Source organism: Methyloceanibacter methanicus (assembly GCF_001723285.1).
Classification (GTDB): domain Bacteria; phylum Pseudomonadota; class Alphaproteobacteria; order Rhizobiales; family Methyloligellaceae; genus Methyloceanibacter; species Methyloceanibacter methanicus.
Genome location: NZ_LPWG01000013.1, coordinates 211364 through 228732, shown reverse-complemented (window position 1 = coordinate 228732; position 17369 = coordinate 211364). Strand labels below are relative to the sequence as shown.

21 protein-coding genes are annotated in these 17369 nt (G+C 64.0%); 10 read left to right on the top strand and 11 right to left on the bottom strand.

The genetic code is table 11. From position 1 onward, the window contains the following. Positions 1 to 29 precede the first annotated feature (29 nt). Entirely contained in the window at positions 30 to 800 is a 771-nt protein-coding gene (locus tag AUC68_RS12915) for an NAD kinase (RefSeq protein ID WP_069438018.1), read from the top strand. Here AUC68_RS12915 and AUC68_RS12910 read toward each other — a convergent pair. Both AUC68_RS12910 and AUC68_RS12905 read right to left on the bottom strand, forming a co-directional pair. Then, positions 794 to 1393, bottom strand: coding sequence for a flavin reductase family protein (locus AUC68_RS12910; RefSeq protein WP_069438017.1), 600 nt, complete (start codon positions 1391 to 1393; stop codon positions 794 to 796). The genes AUC68_RS12915 and AUC68_RS12910 overlap by 7 nt on opposite strands. Before the next feature lie 95 nt (positions 1394 to 1488). Then, a complete protein-coding gene (locus tag AUC68_RS12905; RefSeq protein ID WP_069438016.1) occupies positions 1489 to 2061 on the bottom strand; it encodes a nitroreductase family protein in 573 nt (190 codons plus the stop codon). 193 nt (positions 2062 to 2254) lie between these two features. Between AUC68_RS12905 and AUC68_RS12900 the strand changes: the two genes are divergently transcribed. After that, positions 2255 to 4042 (top strand): vWA domain-containing protein, encoded by a 1788-nt coding sequence (locus tag AUC68_RS12900; protein WP_069438015.1) that lies wholly within the window; start codon positions 2255 to 2257, stop codon positions 4040 to 4042. Between the two features lie 23 nt (positions 4043 to 4065). Here AUC68_RS12900 and thrS read toward each other — a convergent pair whose 3' ends face one another. The 3 genes from thrS to AUC68_RS12885 form a co-directional block, all read right to left on the bottom strand. Further along, positions 4066 to 6012, bottom strand: a complete 1947-nt coding sequence (gene thrS, locus AUC68_RS12895; RefSeq protein WP_069438014.1) for a threonine--tRNA ligase — start codon at positions 6010 to 6012, stop codon at positions 4066 to 4068. 68 nt (positions 6013 to 6080) lie between these two features. Then, a complete protein-coding gene (gene yidD, locus AUC68_RS12890; protein WP_083240724.1) occupies positions 6081 to 6458 on the bottom strand; it encodes a membrane protein insertion efficiency factor YidD in 378 nt (125 codons plus the stop codon). Beyond that, positions 6455 to 6916 carry an iron-sulfur cluster assembly scaffold protein gene (locus AUC68_RS12885; RefSeq protein WP_069438013.1) on the bottom strand — a complete coding sequence of 154 codons (462 nt, stop codon included), beginning with the start codon at positions 6914 to 6916 and terminating at the stop codon, positions 6455 to 6457. The genes yidD and AUC68_RS12885 overlap by 4 nt, the downstream gene beginning before the upstream one ends. Before the next feature lie 216 nt (positions 6917 to 7132). On the opposite strand from AUC68_RS12885, the gene folE reads away from it, so the two are divergent. From folE to AUC68_RS12870, 3 genes are all read left to right on the top strand, one after another. Then, positions 7133 to 7786: a GTP cyclohydrolase I FolE gene (gene folE / locus AUC68_RS12880; protein WP_069438012.1), complete on the top strand. Its 654-nt coding sequence runs from the start codon at positions 7133 to 7135 to the stop codon at positions 7784 to 7786. A 34-nt stretch (positions 7787 to 7820) separates the two neighbouring features. Next, the gene (gene hisI, locus AUC68_RS12875; RefSeq protein ID WP_141701274.1) at positions 7821 to 8294 is read left to right on the top strand and encodes a phosphoribosyl-AMP cyclohydrolase; all 474 of its coding nucleotides are present in this window, start codon (positions 7821 to 7823) and stop codon (positions 8292 to 8294) included. A 144-nt stretch (positions 8295 to 8438) separates the two neighbouring features. After that, on the top strand, positions 8439 to 9368 hold the full coding sequence (locus tag AUC68_RS12870) for a patatin-like phospholipase family protein (protein ID WP_069438011.1): 930 nt from the start codon (positions 8439 to 8441) through the stop codon (positions 9366 to 9368). A 106-nt stretch (positions 9369 to 9474) separates the two neighbouring features. Here the strand turns inward: AUC68_RS12870 and AUC68_RS12865 are convergent, their stop codons facing one another. Further along, positions 9475 to 9906, bottom strand: coding sequence for a CBS domain-containing protein (locus AUC68_RS12865; RefSeq protein ID WP_069438183.1), 432 nt, complete (start codon positions 9904 to 9906; stop codon positions 9475 to 9477). Between the two features lie 106 nt (positions 9907 to 10012). After that, positions 10013 to 10654: a rhomboid family intramembrane serine protease gene (locus AUC68_RS12860; RefSeq protein WP_244500521.1), complete on the bottom strand. Its 642-nt coding sequence runs from the start codon at positions 10652 to 10654 to the stop codon at positions 10013 to 10015. A gap of 290 nt (positions 10655 to 10944) precedes the next feature. Between AUC68_RS12860 and AUC68_RS12855 the strand changes: the two genes are divergently transcribed. From AUC68_RS12855 to AUC68_RS12845, 3 genes are all read left to right on the top strand, one after another. Further along, positions 10945 to 11541: a PAS domain-containing protein gene (locus AUC68_RS12855; RefSeq protein WP_069438009.1), complete on the top strand. Its 597-nt coding sequence runs from the start codon at positions 10945 to 10947 to the stop codon at positions 11539 to 11541. Between the two features lie 132 nt (positions 11542 to 11673). Beyond that, a complete protein-coding gene (locus AUC68_RS12850; protein ID WP_083240723.1) occupies positions 11674 to 12321 on the top strand; it encodes a PilZ domain-containing protein in 648 nt (215 codons plus the stop codon). Between the two features lie 370 nt (positions 12322 to 12691). Continuing rightward, positions 12692 to 13228: a transglutaminase-like cysteine peptidase gene (locus AUC68_RS12845; protein ID WP_244500520.1), complete on the top strand. Its 537-nt coding sequence runs from the start codon at positions 12692 to 12694 to the stop codon at positions 13226 to 13228. A 160-nt stretch (positions 13229 to 13388) separates the two neighbouring features. Here the strand turns inward: AUC68_RS12845 and AUC68_RS12840 are convergent, their stop codons facing one another. The 4 genes from AUC68_RS12840 to AUC68_RS12825 all read right to left on the bottom strand — a co-directional run bounded on the left by AUC68_RS12840 (position 13389) and on the right by AUC68_RS12825 (position 15740). Continuing rightward, positions 13389 to 13700, bottom strand: coding sequence for a DUF6949 family protein (locus AUC68_RS12840; RefSeq protein WP_069438181.1), 312 nt, complete (start codon positions 13698 to 13700; stop codon positions 13389 to 13391). Positions 13701 to 13812: 112 nt separating this feature from the next. After that, complete coding sequence (locus AUC68_RS12835) at positions 13813 to 14025, bottom strand: DUF3126 family protein (protein WP_069438007.1); 213 nt, start codon at positions 14023 to 14025, stop codon at positions 13813 to 13815. A gap of 25 nt (positions 14026 to 14050) precedes the next feature. Further along, positions 14051 to 14893, bottom strand: coding sequence for a serine O-acetyltransferase (cysE, locus tag AUC68_RS12830; protein ID WP_069438006.1), 843 nt, complete (start codon positions 14891 to 14893; stop codon positions 14051 to 14053). A gap of 94 nt (positions 14894 to 14987) precedes the next feature. Further along, entirely contained in the window at positions 14988 to 15740 is a 753-nt protein-coding gene (locus AUC68_RS12825) for an alpha/beta fold hydrolase (RefSeq protein WP_069438005.1), read from the bottom strand. 76 nt (positions 15741 to 15816) lie between these two features. On the opposite strand from AUC68_RS12825, the gene AUC68_RS12820 reads away from it, so the two are divergent. Beyond that, complete coding sequence (locus tag AUC68_RS12820) at positions 15817 to 16080, top strand: zinc-finger domain-containing protein (RefSeq protein ID WP_069438004.1); 264 nt, start codon at positions 15817 to 15819, stop codon at positions 16078 to 16080. Between the two features lie 12 nt (positions 16081 to 16092). Beyond that, on the top strand, positions 16093 to 17331 hold the full coding sequence (locus tag AUC68_RS12815) for an FAD-dependent monooxygenase (protein WP_069438003.1): 1239 nt from the start codon (positions 16093 to 16095) through the stop codon (positions 17329 to 17331). Positions 17332 to 17369: the final 38 nt, after the last annotated feature.

Here is a 17369-nt window from a genome sequence, read left to right as displayed (position 1 = left end):
TGGGCGGTTGAAAGCGCAGCAGACTTGTCATGGCAGACTTCGAAAAGATCGCGTTCGTAGCCAGCGAGACGCGCGATGCGGAAGACGCATACGCCGCGCTCGTCAAGCGCTACGGCAACGTCCCGCCCGAGCAGGCGGACGCGATCGTCGCGCTTGGGGGCGACGGCCTGATGCTCCAGACCATGCACGACCACCTTCACAGCCGCATCCCGATCTACGGCATGAACCGGGGCTCGGTGGGCTTTCTGCTCAACGACTACAAGGAAAACCGGCTCAAAGAGCGTTTGGCGGCGGCGGAGGTCACGGTCATCCACCCGTTGCGCATGCTCGTGCGCGACGAGAACGGGGACAGCCACGAGGCCCTTGCCATCAACGAAGTGTCGCTGTTCCGGCAAATCCACCAGGCGGCAAAGCTCAAGATCGGCGTCGATGGCACCACGCGGATGGGTGAACTGATCTGCGATGGCGTGCTTGTCTCCACCCCTGCGGGCAGCACCGCCTACAATCTGTCGGCCCACGGACCCATCCTGCCGATCACGGCGCCGCTGCTGGCGCTCACGCCGATCAGCCCGTTCCGGCCCCGGCGTTGGCGCGGTGCACTGCTGCCCAACGACGCGCGCGTCCTGATCGAGGTCCTCGAGCCCGAGAAACGGCCCGTCAGCGCGGTGGCCGATCACACCGAGTTCCGGAACGTGGTCTCCGTGGACATCGCCGAAGCCAGCGGTGTCGACATCTTCATGATGTTCGATCCCGGCCATACGCTGGCCGAGCGGATCCTGGCCGAACAGTTCGGTTACTGAGACCCGCCGAGCTCGAACACCTCGTCGATCACCGCGTAATCGCGATAGCCCAGCCGGGCGATGGGCCGCAGCTTGGTGACGTCGACCTTCCCGGCGACCAGCGCGTCGTCGTCGATATGAATCCCCACGACCTGGCCCAGCACGATGGCATGGCTTCCCGGCTTTCCGTCCACGCCGGGAAGCTCGACCGTCCGCCAGTACTTGCACTCGAACGCCACCGGGGACTCCGCCACGCGCGGCGGCGCGACCAGGGTCGACGGTGCGGGGCTGAGCCCTGCGAGCGCCATCTCGTCCACATGGGGTTCCACGTGCTTCGAGGTCCGGTTCATGGCCTCGCGCAAATCGTACGTCGCCAGCGAACAGACGAACTCGCCGGTCTCCTCGGCGTTGCGCTGGCTGTCCTTCCGGCCCCCGGACGAAAACATCACGAAGTGCGGATTGGTCGAAACCGCGTTGAAGAAGCTGTAGGGCGCGAGATTGACCACCCCGTTCACGTCGAGGGTCGAGATCCAGCCGATGGGCCGCGGACTGACCAGAGCCGTGAACGGGTCGCGCTCCAGCCCATGCGTATTGGCCACTGCATCGTAGAACATGAAGCCTACCGTACGTCCGGCCTAAGCCGTTTCAACATCGGTCCTGCCCGGAAGCGAACGTGAGCGATGACACGCGCGCCCGCACCAGGACGACGTCAGCCCTGCCACACCGACACGACCTCGTCCAGCGCCGGACGCGGCCGTTCCTCGGGCCGCTCCTTGGCGGTGCCCACATAGATGAATCCGGCCACCCGCTCGTTTTCCGCAAGCCCCAATGCCCGGTTGACGCCCTCGCTATAGGCGCACCACTCGGTGACCCAGTTGACGCCGTAGCCGAGCGCGCTCGCGGCCACAACCAGATTCTGACACGCGGCGCCCGCCGACAGCACTTGTTCCCACTCGGGCGCGGGAGACGGCTTTGCCACGCGCGAAATCACCGCGATCACCAGCGGCGCGCGCATGAAGCGCTTGGACTCCGTCTCGAGCCGGAAGGCGCTCGGCTCGGGCTGCTCCTTGCGGCAGATTTCGGCAAGCTCGCGCCCGAACGCCTCCCGGGCGCCGCCTCGGAACACGATAAAGCGCCACGGCACCAGCTTCTTGTGGTCGGGAACCCTCGCCGCGGCGGTCAGGATTTGATCGAGCTGGGCGGAATCAGGCCCGGGTTCGGAAAGCGCGTTGGCCGAAACGGAGCGGCGTGTCAGCAGGTGTTGGATGACGGGCTGGGACATGGAATGCGTTGGATTGGCTAAGTCTGTGGTGCATATCGCGAAACGGCGTACGTCACAATGGCGCCTTTTCGACCTCCGTACGGGGAGCGCCCTCCAAAAATCGGCCTCATTCCGCGTCAATTTACAGGAGGGGCGCCCCGACAGAGCCTATAGTGGAGCGCCGCACGGCAGAGAAATCTGAAAGAGAATCAGCATGCGCGGAAAGGTCTTAGCGGCGCGAAAGCTTGTGCTTTTGCCCGTTCTCGTCCTCGGCGCCGCATCGGCGGCCGCCGAAGACGCGTCCGCGCCCGCTCTGGAAGACGCCGTCGTCGTGCTCGATGCCTCGAAGAGCATGAGCGGCAAGATCGGCGACACGGCCAAGATCGACACCGTCCGCGCCGCCCTTGCAAAGGCGCTATCCAAAGAGGCCGACAAGCGCGCGTTGGGGCTGGTTGCCTTCGGAAACGGCAAGAGCGACAGCTGTGCCGATATCGAGGCGCTGGCCGAACCCGGCACGGTGACAGCGGCGACGGCGCCCACGCTGCTCGAGAGTGTCGAGCCGAAAGGCAAGGCACCCGTTGCCTCGGCGATCGGCGCGGCCGCCATGCTCGGCGGAATGGGGACGCCGCTCAACATCGTCTTGATCGCCGATGGCGGGGACAATTGCGAGGCGGACCCCTGTGCCACGGCTGAAGCGCTCAAAGAGAAGCACAAGGACTTGCGGATCCATGTGGTGGGCCTGAGCGATAAGCCGGACGACGTCCAGCCGCTTGCCTGCCTGGCAAATACCACTGGCGGCAAATTTGTCGCCGCGACCAACGGAGCCGGATTTGAGATCGCCCTCGGCGCGGTGTTCGCGGACATCGACGCGTCGGCCGAAGCCACCATGGCCGCCGTACCGCCAGCGGCGATGCCGCCGAGGACGTCCTCCGCACCCGCCATATCCCGCCTGAGCGCCCCCGGCGAATCCGCCGTTACGAAGTCCGGCGGATCGAGCAGCGTGAACACCGCCGAAAGCATCATCGCCGTGCTGCCGCCGGACCCCGTGCCGACCCCGCCGGCCGAACCCGTACCGGTCAGCTTCCATGCCCTCGTGACCGAGGGAGGGCCGCGGCTGCAGTCGGGTCTGATCTGGCGCATCTACAGTACCGAGACCGAGGCCGACGGCGGCTTCACGCTGATCAGCACGCACCGCGAGGCGGCGCCCTCGACGACGCTGCTGCCGGGCGAATATCTGGTCAACGCCGCCTACGGACTTTCCAACCTGACGAAGAAGATCAGGGTCGAGGGAGGCGTCACGCGGGACGAAGCCTTTATCCTCAACACCGGCGGGCTGATGCTACGGGCCGTCCTTGCCGATGGCGTGGAATGTCCCGAGGGCGACGTCGACTTTGATATCCAATCCGACGAGCAGGACCAGTTCGGCAAGCGCGAAACGATCCTCGCCGACGCGAAACCGAACCGCGTCGTGCGCCTCAATGCAGGCGCCTATCACATCCAGAGCCTTTACGGCGACGCCAACGCGAATGTCGGCGTGGACGTCACGGTGGAACCGGGGCGCATTACCCAAGCCACCATCAAGCACACCGGCGCGAAGATCACCTTCCGCCTCGTCCAAGCCGCGGGCGGCGAAGCCTTGGCCGACACCAAATGGCAGATCTTGACCTCCGCCGGCGACAACGTGAAAGCCAATGTGGGCGCGCTCCCGACCCACATCCTCGCCGCCGGCAGCTATGCCGTGGTCGCCGAACATGACGGTCAGTCCTATTCGCGGAAGTTCTCGATCGAACCGGGAAGCGACAAACAGATCGAAGTGGCCATCGAGGACGGCCCCATATCGGCCGAAGCGCTCCAAGCCCTGCTCGATCCGCCGGAGGCGCCGCGTCCGGGGACGGGCGGCCTTGCGGGCGAAGGACCGGGCGGCTTCGACGGGTTCTCAACACCCGCCGATCCCAATGCACCGCTTCTCAACCCAGGTGCTCTGTTGCGCCCGTCGCGTTAGCCCGGCCTGAGAGCACGCAAGGCTCAAGCGGCTTCGGCCGTGTCCGGTTCGTCCCGCATGTCGGGCGGCACCGCCTCGGCGGCGATCATCGCGACCGCGTCGTCGAGGCTCATCACCTCTTGCTTCTGCGAGCCGAGCCGGCGCACGGAGACCGTGCCCTCTTCCGCCTCGCGCTTGCCGGCCACCAGGATCACCGGCACCTTCGCCACGGAGTGCTCACGGACCTTGTAGTTGATCTTCTCGTTGCGGAGATCCGCGTCGGCGCGTAGCCCGGCCGCCTTCAGCCGCGCCAGCACCTTTTCGGCATAACCGTTCGCGTCGGAGACGATCGTTGCCACGACCGCCTGCGTCGGCGCGAGCCAGAGCGGCAGATGTCCCGCGTGGTGCTCAATGAGAATGCCCGTGAAACGTTCCAGCGACCCGAACATGGCGCGATGGATCATCACCGGAACCGTCTTCTCGCCGTCGGCGCCAATGTAGTAGGCGCCGAGCCGCTCAGGCATGTTGAGGTCCACCTGAACCGTGCCGCATTGCCAATCGCGGCCGATAGCATCGCGCAGAACATATTCGAGCTTGGGCCCATAGAAGGCGCCCTCGCCCGGATTGAGCTCGTAGGAAAGCCCCGCCGCCTCGACGGCGCGCTTCAGCGCGGCTTCCGCCTTGTCCCAGACCTCGTCCGCACCGACGCGCTTCTCCGGCCGGTCCGAGAACTTGATGCGGACATCGGTAAAGCCGAAGTCGCGATAGATCGAGAGCACCTGCTCGTTGAGCTTCACGCATTCCTCAGTAATCTGATCTTCCGTGCAGAAGATATGCGCGTCGTCCTGCGTGAAGTGCCGGACGCGCAACAGGCCATGCAGCGCGCCCGAAGGCTCGTAGCGATGCACCTTGCCGAACTCGGCAATCTTCAAGGGAAGATCACGGTAGCTCTTCAGGCCGTTCTTGAAGATCTGCACATGGCCGGGACAATTCATCGGCTTGCAGCAAAAGACGCGTTCGTCCGGCGTCTCGGCAATGTACATGTTCTCCTGGAACTTCTCCCAATGGCCCGACTGCTCCCAGAGCGTGCGTTCCATCATGTCCGGCGAGTTCACTTCGGAGTAGCCCCACTCCTGCTGACGCCGGCGCATATAACCGATCAGCGACTGGAACAGCGACCAGCCCTTGGCATGCCAGAAGACGGACCCCGGCGCCTCTTCCTGGAAGTGGAACAGATCCATCTCCCGGCCCAAGCGGCGGTGATCGCGCTTCTCCGCTTCCTCCAGCATATGGAGATAGGCCTTGAGGTCGTCCTCGTTCGCCCAGGCCGTGCCGTAGATGCGTTGGAGCATGGGGTTGTTCGAGTCCCCGCGCCAATAGGCACCGGCGATCTTCAGGAGCTTGAAGCCCTTCCCGATCCGGCCAGTCTTGTCCATGTGGGGTCCGCGGCACAGATCGAACCAGTCGCCCTGGTGATAGATCTTGACGTCCTCGCCTTCGGGGATCGCATCGACCAACTCGACCTTGAAGTGCTCGCCCTTCTCGGCGAACACCTTCCGCGCCTTGTCGCGGCTCCAGACCTCCACCGTGAACGGGTGGTTGGACGCGACGATCTCGGCCATCTTCTTCTCGATGACCGGCAGGTCTTCGGGCGTGAACGACGTTTCGCGCGCAAAGTCGTAATAGAACCCGTTCTCGATGACCGGGCCGATCGTGACTTGCGTTTCGGGATAGAGCGCCTGCACGGCCTCGGCCATCACATGGGCGGTGTCGTGACGGATCAGCGTGAGCGCCTCGGGGTCGGTGCGCTTGACGATGCGAATGTCCGCATCGCTCTCGATCGGCTCGCCGAGATCGCGGAGCTGGCCGTCGATCGCGACCGCGACCGCGTTTTTCTCGAGCGACTTGGAGATCGACTGCGCAACGTCACGCCCCGTGACTCCGGATTCGAAGTCGCGTGCGGAACCATCGGGAAACTTCAGGGAAATCATCTTATCTCTCCTCTCACTCCTGCGTACCGGCGCAGGTAAGATGGAACTTGAGTGTAGGCGGCGTCCTTTTATCGGGAATCGCGCGCCGCGTCACCCGTATATAGGCATTCAGGCCGCAGACGCCAGCGGCCATAGCGCCACGGCGCGAACCGATGACGCTCGGCGCGGATGTCCGGCACGGGGTCGTGCCCGTGGCTGCCCCAGGGATGGCAGCGGCACAGCCGCGCCAGCGTGAGCCAGCCGCCTCTCCAAGCGCCATTCAGATCGATGGCCTCGCGCGCATAGTCCGAGCAGGTCGGAAGATGACGGCAATGGGCGCCGACAAGGCCCGAGAACGTATAGCGATAGGCCATGATCGGGGCGAGCAGGACGGCCTTCGCCACACGCCGGCCCCAGACCTTCGGCCCCCATGCGGACGGCGCGTTCTGGTCGTTGGCGTGTTTCATGCCGAACGCTGCGCGACCATCGCCCTTTTCTCCTCGATGTGGGCGATCGCGTCTTCGACCGCATCGAAGACCAGCAGCGTGGACGGCTGGCGGGCCTTGTAGTCCCGGACGGATTCGAGCAGGGCCAGGTCCGCCCACCGGCCCCCGGGCGGCGGGCCGCCTTGCTTCAGCATCGCCCGCATCGCGGCGCCCACCGCGCGTAACTCCGCCGCGGTCGAGCCCACGATCTCCCGGCCCATGATCGAGGCCGCGGTCTGCCCCAGAAGGCACGCCCGAACGGTCTGCCCGTAATCCGTGACGACGTCGCCATCCATGTCGAGATCGATCTCGACCGTGCTGCCGCACAGTTTCGAGTGCGCCTTGGCCGTGGCTTGCGGCGACGCCAGCCGTTCCGTTCGGGGGATCGAAGCGGCCAGGGCAAGCAATCGATCGTTGTAGATGTCCTCGGGCCGCGTCATTCAAATCCTCTTCCAAATCCTCTTCGATGAACCTGTCGTCTCGGTCGCAACGGCCCTTCGGCTTGCAGGCCATGGTTACGCACTATATATGCTCGGAGGATTTTATCTTCTATGCGCCACATGACGCGCTGCTGCACCTTGCGTCATTCGCCTTGCGCGATCTTTCTCTTTGAAAGAAAATCAAGCGCTTAGACAACCTGAAGGATCAGTCACGTCATGGCCACGAAGACCGATGACCGCAAAGGTCGGAAACTCTATGCGGGCATCGAGATCGGCAAGGGACCGCAAATCGCCCGTCCCTCGCGCGAGGAAGCCGAACGGGCCGTGCGGACCTTGATCGCCTATGCGGGCGACGACCCGGAACGTGAGGGCCTGCGCGATACGCCCAAGCGCGTGGTCGGCGCCTATGACGAGTTCTTCGCCGGTTACAAGGACGACCCGATCGAGGTCCTTTCCCGCACGTTCGACGATGTCGGCGGCTACGACGACATCGTCATGCTGCGCGATATCGAGCTCAACTCCCATTGCGAACACCATATGGTCCCGTTTATCGGCAAGGCCCATATCGCCTATTTCCCGACGGACCGGGTCGTGGGGCTATCCAAGCTCGCCCGTGTCGTGGAGGTGTTCGGCCGCCGCCTGCAGACACAGGAAACCATGACGGCGCAGATCGCCGAAACGATCGATCGCGTCCTGAAGCCGAAGGGCGTTGCGGTGATGATCGAGGCCGTGCATCAGTGCATGTCGATGCGCGGTGTCCGCAAGCCGGGCGTGGCCACCATCACGACGCAGTTCACCGGCGTGTTCAAGGAAGACCCGGCGCAGCAAGCCCGTTTCATGCAGCTGGCATTGGATCGCGGACGCTCGTAAAGGCACGCGCCGGCCGCAACAGGAAGACATTGCGGTGACCGACGCTAAACGTTTCCCCAAACTCGACGACAAGGCCGCGCTGGAGGAAGGCGACATCTTCGCGCCCGTGTTCGACGCGCACGGTCTCCTGCCCGTCATCGTGACCGCGGCCGAGACCGGCGAAGTCTTGATGTTCGCTCACATGAACGACGAGGCCCTGGCCCGCACGATCGATACGGGCGAGGCGCATTTCTGGTCGCGCTCGCGCAATGCGTTGTGGCGCAAGGGCGAGACCAGCGGCAACACGTTGCGCGTCGTCGAGATCCGCACCGATTGCGACCAGGATGTGCTCTGGCTCACGGCCGAGATGACCGGCGCCGGCGCGTGCTGTCACACGGGCCGCCTCTCGTGCTTCTATCGCGCCGTGCCCTTCGGCGCGGGGGCCGGCGGCAAGCTCGTGATGGTGCACGCCGAGCGCCATTTCGACCCGGACGCCATTTATGGCGGTCCCTCCAAAACGAAACTTTAAAAGCCTCGTAGGATTGTTCTATTGGATAAGGCTGCGACTCGCGGGGCCGGCCTGAGGCAGATTGGCGCGCGTCTTGCGACAGCAGCGTATGATCGTTGCGACGTGTCGATACGGGACCCATATGTCCCGTAAGAGGCTTTGAGAATGGCAAGACCTACAGTCGGTATCGCGCTCGGTGGCGGATCCGCCAGAGGCTGGGCGCATATCGGCGTCCTGAACACGCTGATCGCCGCGGGACTTGAGCCCGACGTCGTGGCCGGCACCTCGATCGGCGCGGTGGCCGGCGCCTGTTACGTAACCCGCAACCTGGACCGGCTCGAGGACTTCGCCCGCAGCCTCACACCCCGGCGGATTTTCGGGTTCCTGGATTTCAACCTCTCCGGCTCCGGCCTGATCACGGGCCAGCGGCTGTCCCGGGAGCTTGAAGATCATCTCAAGGGTCTCAAAATCGAAGATCTCGATCCGAGGTTCGTAGCCATTGCTACGGAACTCGGGACGGGGCACGAGGTCTGGCTCAACAAGGGCGACCTCGTCACGGCCTTGAACGCGTCCTTCGCCCTGCCGGGCATCTTCAAGCCGGTGCAGATCAACGGTCAGTGGATGATCGACGGCGCGTTGGTTAACCCGGTGCCGGTCTCCGTTTGCCGGGCGCTTGGCGCCCGCATCGTGATCGCGGTCAATGTCACCAGCGATCCGTTCGGCAAGGCCGGCGTGATCCATGACCATGCCTCGTTCGGCGAACCGTCCGAGATGGAGATCCCGGCCATCCAAAGCGGCACCGGTGCGGCCGAGGACGGCGGTGCCTTGCGCCTTCTGCATCGCCAGCTCTTTGGCCGCGGCAAGGGCGCGCCGGGCATTTCGGCGGTGATGATGGACGCGATCAATATCACCCAGGACCGTATCGCCCGGTCGCGGCTCGCGGGCGATCCGCCGGACATCACCATCAACCCCAAGACCGGCCGCATCAACCTGTTCGATTTCCATCGCGCCGACGAGGCCATCGCGCTTGGGGCGCAGGCCGCCGAGTCGCAGCTGGACGAAATCCGCCATGCGCTGAAGGCGGTCGCGGCGTAGCGGTCAGGCGGAGAGCAATGCGGTCGCGTGCGAGCACGCCCGCACCCCGAACGCGGAGCGCTCACAATCATCCGGAGAGGTTGCAGTCTCGCTCGGGAGCGGCCAATCAGCCGGTGGCGATATATTCCCGCATCGCGGCGGCTTCCATCTCGGCCTCGGCGATGCGCATCCGCACCACGTCACCGATGGAGACCAGGCCCACCAGACGGCCTCGTTCGACCACCGGCATATGGCGGAAGCGATGGGCGGTCATCTCACCCATAAGCTGATCGGTGGTATCGGCTTCGCGGCAGCTGACGACCGACTTGGTCATGCAGACTTCCACGGGCTCATCCATGACGGATGTGCCAGCACGCGCCAATTCCTGAACAATGTCCCGTTCCGAGACGATACCGACGACGCTGCCCTCGCCGTCGACAATCACGATGCAACCGATCTTGTGCTCGCCGAGAAGCTGGGCGATGTCCAATAACTTGGTGCTCGGAGGCGCCGTCAGGACGTCCCTGCCCTTCAGCTTCAAAATCGCCGCGACGTTCATCGGTGTGTCCTCCAGCACGCGTCCACAAAGTCGTTTGCGGCAGCATTTTGTCGGCAAGTCGGAGTGCGCGCAAGCCGTCTGCAAAACACCGGACGATTCCCGATGCTTACCGCAAATGCGAAACGTCTGGCGCGGGGCGAATGGAGTCAAAAAAACCGAACACCAAAAGCCCGCAGAGAAACCCGCCGATATGGGCCTCCCAAGCAATCTCGCTGTCGGGTCCAGAGCCGAAGGAAACGGCGTTCATCCCGAAATAGACGTTGAGGGCCAGCCAGAAGACGATAAATCCCATCACCTTGCCGTCCCGCAGGACCTGGCTCAGGGGTGCGAGGGGGACGTGGGCGAAGTCCGGAACCCGGCCGGGTGGTCCGCCGCGCGCGAAGAAGATGAACCGCAGCGCCGCCGCCATCTGTCCCGAAATGGCAGCCGAGGCTCCCACCATGGGAGACATTTCGCCCCAATGAAAGACAAGATGGGTTAATGCGCCGGCGACCCCGCACAGGATCGAAAACCAAAAAAAGCTGGCCAGCGAGACCCGCCGGGCCACGGCCGTCCCAAAGGCCAGCATCCACAAGACGTTCACCGTCAGGTGCAGCCAGCCGCCATGCACCAGCATGTAAGTGACGAAGGAAGTGACCGCCGCCAGGTACCCGCCTGGCAGCTCCGCGGCGGCGCCTGCGTAACGCGCTGGAATCATTGCCAAAGTCAGGAACAGGGTCAGGCCCGTATCGAACGGCAACACGCTCATGACGAGTTGCATCGCGATCATGGCGCCGGCGGAAAGCGTGACCGCGCGCGGCACGTTCAGGATTGGTTCTCTAGTGGGCATCCGAGACTTTCTGAAAACCAGCGCGAAGGGGGACCGGCGGCAACCTTAACGGCAACGGCCCGTCGGCCTCACATCCTGCGATTCCACCCCGCTGGCACACTCCCTGCTTTCTTAGCCCCTATCGCACCGGGCCAACTGCGGCACAAACCCGCAAGACAGGTCCTGGCGCGGCAACACGCATTCCGAATTGGACCTTTGTCGAGTAACCGATGCAGCAGGCGACCACCAGAAAGCTTTACGCGTACTGGGACACGATCCGCAATGGGAGGATCGCGCCGCGGCGCTTCGAGATCGAGCCGGCAAAGATCTCCGAGCTCTTGCGGGACACGTTCATTGTCGAATGCAGCGGCCGGCTGGCTTTTCGCTTTCGCTTGGCCGGAACCCGAGTTTGCCACCACTTCGGACGCGAACTGCGCGGCGTCGACTTTCTAAGCCTCTGGTCGCTCGAGGACCGGCACACCATGTCCTCGACACTCGGGAACATCGTCAGTGGCGGCGCGGTCGGACACGGCACCTTCATCGCGGTGACGCAGAGCAATCGCGAGGCGGTGTTCGAGTTCGCGCTGCTCCCGTTGATCCACACCGGCACCGCGATCAATCGCATCCTGGGATCCATCACTGCGATCGACGCGCCGTTCTGGCTCGGCGCCGAACCGCTGATTGCGTTGGAACTCCGCGATGTCGGCCTTCACTGGCCCGATGGACTCCCTGCGTTTCTGGCCACCAACAACGCGGATGCGGCGCTCCATGCCAGGCAACAATTCCGCGTCGTGCAGGGGGGCCTGTCGCGCAGCAACCATAGGTAATGGCTTCGCGAAAAATTGTCGCCGACCGCAACTTTCGAGCGATACCCTTATCGATTCCTTAATGCCTAGCCGTGTAGAAACGGGTGGTTGAATAGACAACGTCTATCTGAAGGCAAAGACCCTGAGCACGGCATGAGAACGTCGCCCATCACAGAGGCAGAGACCGAGGCACCGCAGGCGCGGGCGGAAGGGGCGGTCGGCCGCCCGAAGATCCAGGAGGAGCGCCGCCGCTTCAAGCGGATGGACGTGTCGCTCAGCGGACGCTTCATGGTCGAGGACACCAAGGAATATCCGTGCGAGGTGTTCAACATGTCGCCGGGGGGCATGGCCGTGAAGGCGCCCTTCTGTCCGCGCGTCGGCGAACGCGTCATCTCCTATATCGAACAGCTCGGCGGCCTGGACGGAACGGTCGCGCGGACCTTCGACGGCGGCTTCGCGGTCGAGTTCAAGATCAGCGCCCGCAAGCGGGAGCGCATCGCCAACGTTCTGACGTGGTACAGCAGCGAAGACCACAATATCGAGGATCGGGTGCACGAACGCTTTGCACCGCGGATCGCCGCCCAGAAACTGATCCTGCCGACAGGCACCGTCAGCGATTGCCGGGTCATCGACGTGTCCTTGAGCGGCGCGTCCATTGCAACGCGCTTGCGGCCCGAACTCGAATCGCTGGTTGTCCTTGGCCGCCTGCGCGGCCGCGTGGTGCGTCACCACGACCAGGGCTTTGCGATCGAGTTCGTTGAAGTTCAGGACCCGGATAACCTGGCCCGGACCTTCGGCTAGCCTAACGCAAGACTAACCTTTCCCAATTCTTTCGGCGGCAACCGCCTCCCCGCGCAGCAGCGCGGGGACAAAACCCTATTTAATTCAAGCTATTACGCGCTCTTCCTGGGTTACCTAAAAGCCTGGGTAACTAAGAACGTTCAGCTTTGAGTAGGCGCCGCTAAAAATTTCCTACCAACAACCGTTCAAAACGCAGGCTTTCCTTATCGGGATCGCAAATTGTTTCTGGGATAGTCCTACCTAACAACAGGGGGACGTAATGAAACACTTTGTACTAGGGGCAGCTTTTCTGATGTTTATTTCGTCGTTGCCAGCAGACGCGACAAATAGACATGCAATCACACTGAAGACTCCGTCCGAGTCACACCAGATGGTCTTCATGCAATCCTATGGCGAAACCTTGCCGCCCATCGGTTATGTGAACTTCTGCCGGGCACGCGAGGCCGAGTGCCGGCCCTCGCGCCGCTTTGCGGATCGCATTCAGCTTACCCGCGCCAAGGCGGCCGAACTGCGCGAGGTGAACACGAGCGTCAACGGGGCGGTCGCGCCGGTCACCGACATGGATCTGTACGGCGAGATCGAACGCTGGACCTACCCGGTGAAGAAGGGCGACTGCGAGGACTATGTCCTGCTCAAGCGCCGCATCCTGATCGAGCGCGGCTGGCCGGAAACCGCCCTGCTCATCACGGTCGTCCGCGACGAGAACAATGAAGGGCATGCGGTGCTGACCGTGCGCACCGACCGTGGCGACTTCGTGCTCGACAATAAGGTGAACCCGGTGAAGGCCTGGGCCGATACGCCCTACACCTTCGTGAAGCAGCAATCGTCCCGCAACCCGCTGGTCTGGACCTCGCTGCTGCCGCCAGATTTGACCCCGCAACCGGCGATTTCCGCCTCCAACCGCTAATAAACGCGTTTTGCCTCCTGGTATCCCCCTCTACGGGAGGCATTCCAAAGGCCCGGTGCAGTCCCCCACCGATCCCCACCAAGCCGGGCCTTTTCCTTGAGCCGGTCCTCCGTAACTGGAGACCGGCTCCTTCTTTTCCGGGACCTCGGGTCGCCGCGCGCTAGACGGCCAGCAGAACGTCGATCAGGAGGCTTCCGATCAGAAGGCTCCAGAAGCCCGCCACCCCCGCGGCGAGCCAAAACCAGACCTTCGAGCGCCGTTCGAAGATCATGCCGCGCCAAGCATTGCGCATCAGAATCTCAGGGCCCGCAAGAACGCGCAGCAGAACGCTGCCGATCGATTTGGTGAAGGAGCGGTGCTCGACGGCGAAGCGCATCGGTTCGCCGGAAACGAGCTGAATGAAACTCGACAGCAGGCCAGCCAGGACGAACCCGACCGCCATCACATAGGCAAAGACCAGAGCCTCGCTCATTGCCACCCCCATGGCGCGCTCGATGAGACGCACCATAGCCAGAGCGGCGCCGCAGGTGTCGCTTATTCTTAACGAGTGGTTAACGCCCGTCCCAATGGATCGCGCGCGCCTGCTACTGCAGATCGAAATCCAGAATAGCCATCTGGAACTGATAGGCCTTGTCGTCCTCGTCTTCGTCGTCCCGGAAGAGGATGCCGATGAACTCGTCGCCGATATAGACCTCGGCGGAATCGTCCTTCTGCGGCCGCTGACGCACCTGGATATCGCCCATGCGGAACGTCTTCTGCAGATATGTCTCGAGCTTCAGGATCTCGTCGCGTGTCACGGCACTTGCCCCCTTCTGAATCGCACTAAGAATCGTCGTCGCCGTGCACATCCTCACCCGGGACGAACTGATCCATGGTCAGCGCCGGTTCGGGGCAAGTGTTGTCGCCGATCTCGCGGGCCGGGACGCCGGCCACCGTCCGGCGGGCCGGAATATCCTTGAGCACCACGCTGCCGGCGGCGATGCGCGCGCAATCGCCCACCTTGATATTGCCGAGGATCTTCGCGCCGGCGCCGATCATTACGCCGCGCCCGATCTTGGGATGGCGATCTCCGTGCTCGTTACCGGACCCGCCAAGGGTCACCGCATGGAGCAGCGAGCAATTGTCCCCGACCACGGCGGTCTCGCCGATCACGATCCCGGTGGCATGATCGATCATGATTCCGCGGCCAATCCGCGCCGCAGGATGAATGTCCACCTGCAGAAACCGCGACACGAGGCTCTGGAGGTAGAGCGCGAAATCCTTGCGGCCCGCTTTCCACAGCCGGTGGCCGATGCGGTGGGTCTGCAAGGCATGATAGCCCTTGAAATAGATGAGCGGCTCGATCAGCCGGTCGCAAGCCGGGTCGCGTTGGATCCAGGCCATGGCGTCGGCGCGGAAGTCCTCGCCGAGCGTGGGGTCCTGCTCGAGACTCTCGTGAAAGGTCTTGTGGATCAGGCCCGGATCGAGCACCGCGTGCTGCAGACGGCGCGCGAGACGGTGGATCACCGCGTCCTCGAAACGGCTATGGCTCAGAATCGAAGCATAGAGAAACCCGCCGAGCGCGGGTTCGGCCGCGCTGACCTCTTCGGCCTCGCGCCGCACCTGGCTCCAGATCGGATCCCAGTTTTCGACTTGCGGCTGTGCCGCGACTGCCGGCTTGTTCATGGTTCACCTCTTCGGGGTTCCCCTCGGTTGAGCCCCCGTAGCAGGATCGTTTCAGTTCGTCTAGCGCGGGCCGCCCTTTTGGCAAATCGGGCGTTCAGGGCCGCGACGCCAGAAACGCGAGCACGCCCTGCTTGAACTGCTTGTCGCCCACGGCCTTCATATGGTCGCGGCCGACGATCTCTAGGAACTGGGCATTCGGAATCAATTCCGCAAGCGCGGCGCCCGATCCGCCGATCACATCTTTGCTGCCGACAGCAACAAGGACGGGAACCGTCAAGGCGCCGAGCTTCTCCGGCGGAACCTTCTCGCGCGGACCGCGCATACAAGCCGCGAGCGCCTTGAGGTCGCTCTTGGTCTGCTCGGCGAAGATGCGAAAGCTGCGCGCGGTGTCGTTGGTCACGTCTTCGAGCTTGGGCGCCTCCAGGGCGGCTGCCAAGGGCCCCGCGCCTACCATGCCCCGGACCATGTGAATCCCGAGCCCGCCGAAAACGATGCTGCGGACCCTTTCCGGATGAGCGAAGGCGAGAAACGCCGCGATCCGCGCGCCCATGGAATAGCCGAGCACGTCCACGCGGTCGATCTCGAGGTGGTCCAGGAGGCGGATGGCATCGTCTGCCATCTCGGGCGCGCCGTAGCGCGCCGGATCGTAGAGCTTTTCGCTCTGGCCATGTCCGCGATTGTCGAGCGCGATGACGCGGCGGCCGTCCTGCGTCAACGCGCGCACCCACTGAGTATCGACCCAATTGGTCGCCGCATTGGACGCAAAACCATGGATCAGAAGGATCGGCTCGCCCGCGCCCTCGTCCAAATAGGCGATCTGCACACCGTCGGAATCGAAACTCTGCATTGTTTGGTCTACCGCATTGCATCGCGGGTCACTATGCTGGCCTTAGCGACCTTCAACCACAGTCGAACGGAACACCATGGCCCAAACGCTCGTGCCCCATTTTGTGAATGACATAGGCGTCAACCGGATCAAGGTCGGCGTCAAGGAGTTCCAGTGCATGGGCGCCTCTCCGCCGCAGGACCATCCGCACGTCTATCTCGATATGGGCCATGACGACGAGATCATCTGCCCCTATTGCTCGACGCTCTATGTGTACGATCCATCTCTTGCTCCAACCGAAAGCGAACCCGATGGATGCGTCTACGTGGCCACTGCCCCGGCAGGTGCGCCAGCGGCCTAAGATGTCGGCTCAATGACAACGCCTCGGCCCGTCCTGATTGCAGGCGGCGGCATTGGTGGACTGACGACCGCGATAGCGCTGGACCGCGCGGGCCTCGACACGCACGTCCTCGAACGTTCCGCCTTCACCGAGGAAAGCGGCGCGGGCATTCAGCTCGGCCCGAACGTCACGCGGATTCTCCGTGCGCTGGGCGTGCTCGACCCGCTTCTCCCGCAAACATTCCGCCCCGACGCCGTCTGGCTCTTCGACGGGATGAGCGGCAAGAAGATTGCGACTGTTCCCCTGGGCGCGGTGGCGGAGCGCCGCTATGGCGCACCTTACATCACCGTGCATCGGGCCGATCTGCATAAGGCCTTGAGGACCGTCGCCGCCACTGGCGAGCGCATCGCTCTGACACCGAACTTCACGGTCGCCCAAATCGACGACGTCGACGGCGCGGATGGCGCCGGCATCGCCGGTCCGGGCGGCGAGACCCTGCAAGCGCCGCGCCTGATCGGCGCAGACGGGCTCTGGTCCACGGTGCGCCGATGGGTCGCCCCCGGCACGGCGCCGTCCTTCACCGGAGCGACCGCCTTTCGCAGCCTCCTGCCGCGCGAGACGCTGCCGGAGCCCTTCTCGGCCCCGGTCGTCGGGCTCTGGCTCGGCCCGCGCGGCCACGTCGTCCACTATCCGGTTCGGGGCGGCGCAGCGCTCAACGTTGTGGCCGTAACCGAATCGGGCCACGAGGAACAGGGTTGGAACCGGTCGGCCCCGCGCGAAACCGTGCTCGGTGCTTTCGCCCGTTGGTGCGATGCGCCGCTCGGCCTGCTGGAGGCCGCGCCCGACTGGCGGGCCTGGTCGCTGTTCGCCTTGCAGCCCTTGCCGCAATGGCATCGCGGCGCGGCCGTGCTCCTCGGCGACGCGGCCCACCCGGTCCTGCCTTACCTCGCACAAGGCGCCGGCCTCGCCATCGAGGACGCCGCCAAACTGGCCGCACTCATGGGCGCCGCGCGCGAACGGCCGGCGGCGGCCTACCGGGCGTACGAGACAATACGCCGCCCGCGTGCGCGACGCATTCAGCAGACCTCGCGGCGCCTTGGCCGCGCCTATCACATGGGCGATACGATTCTCGGCGATGTTTTTCGCATTTCACGGAATGCGATTCTCGGCCTCCGGGGGGAAACGGCCACCTTGCGCAGCTCGATTGGCTCTATGGTGCACCGGGTGCGGAGGGGTAGTGCGAATCCGGTTTCCGGCGACTTTCCGCCTTGATACGTCTATGTTTGGATGACATCACACGAACCTCATTG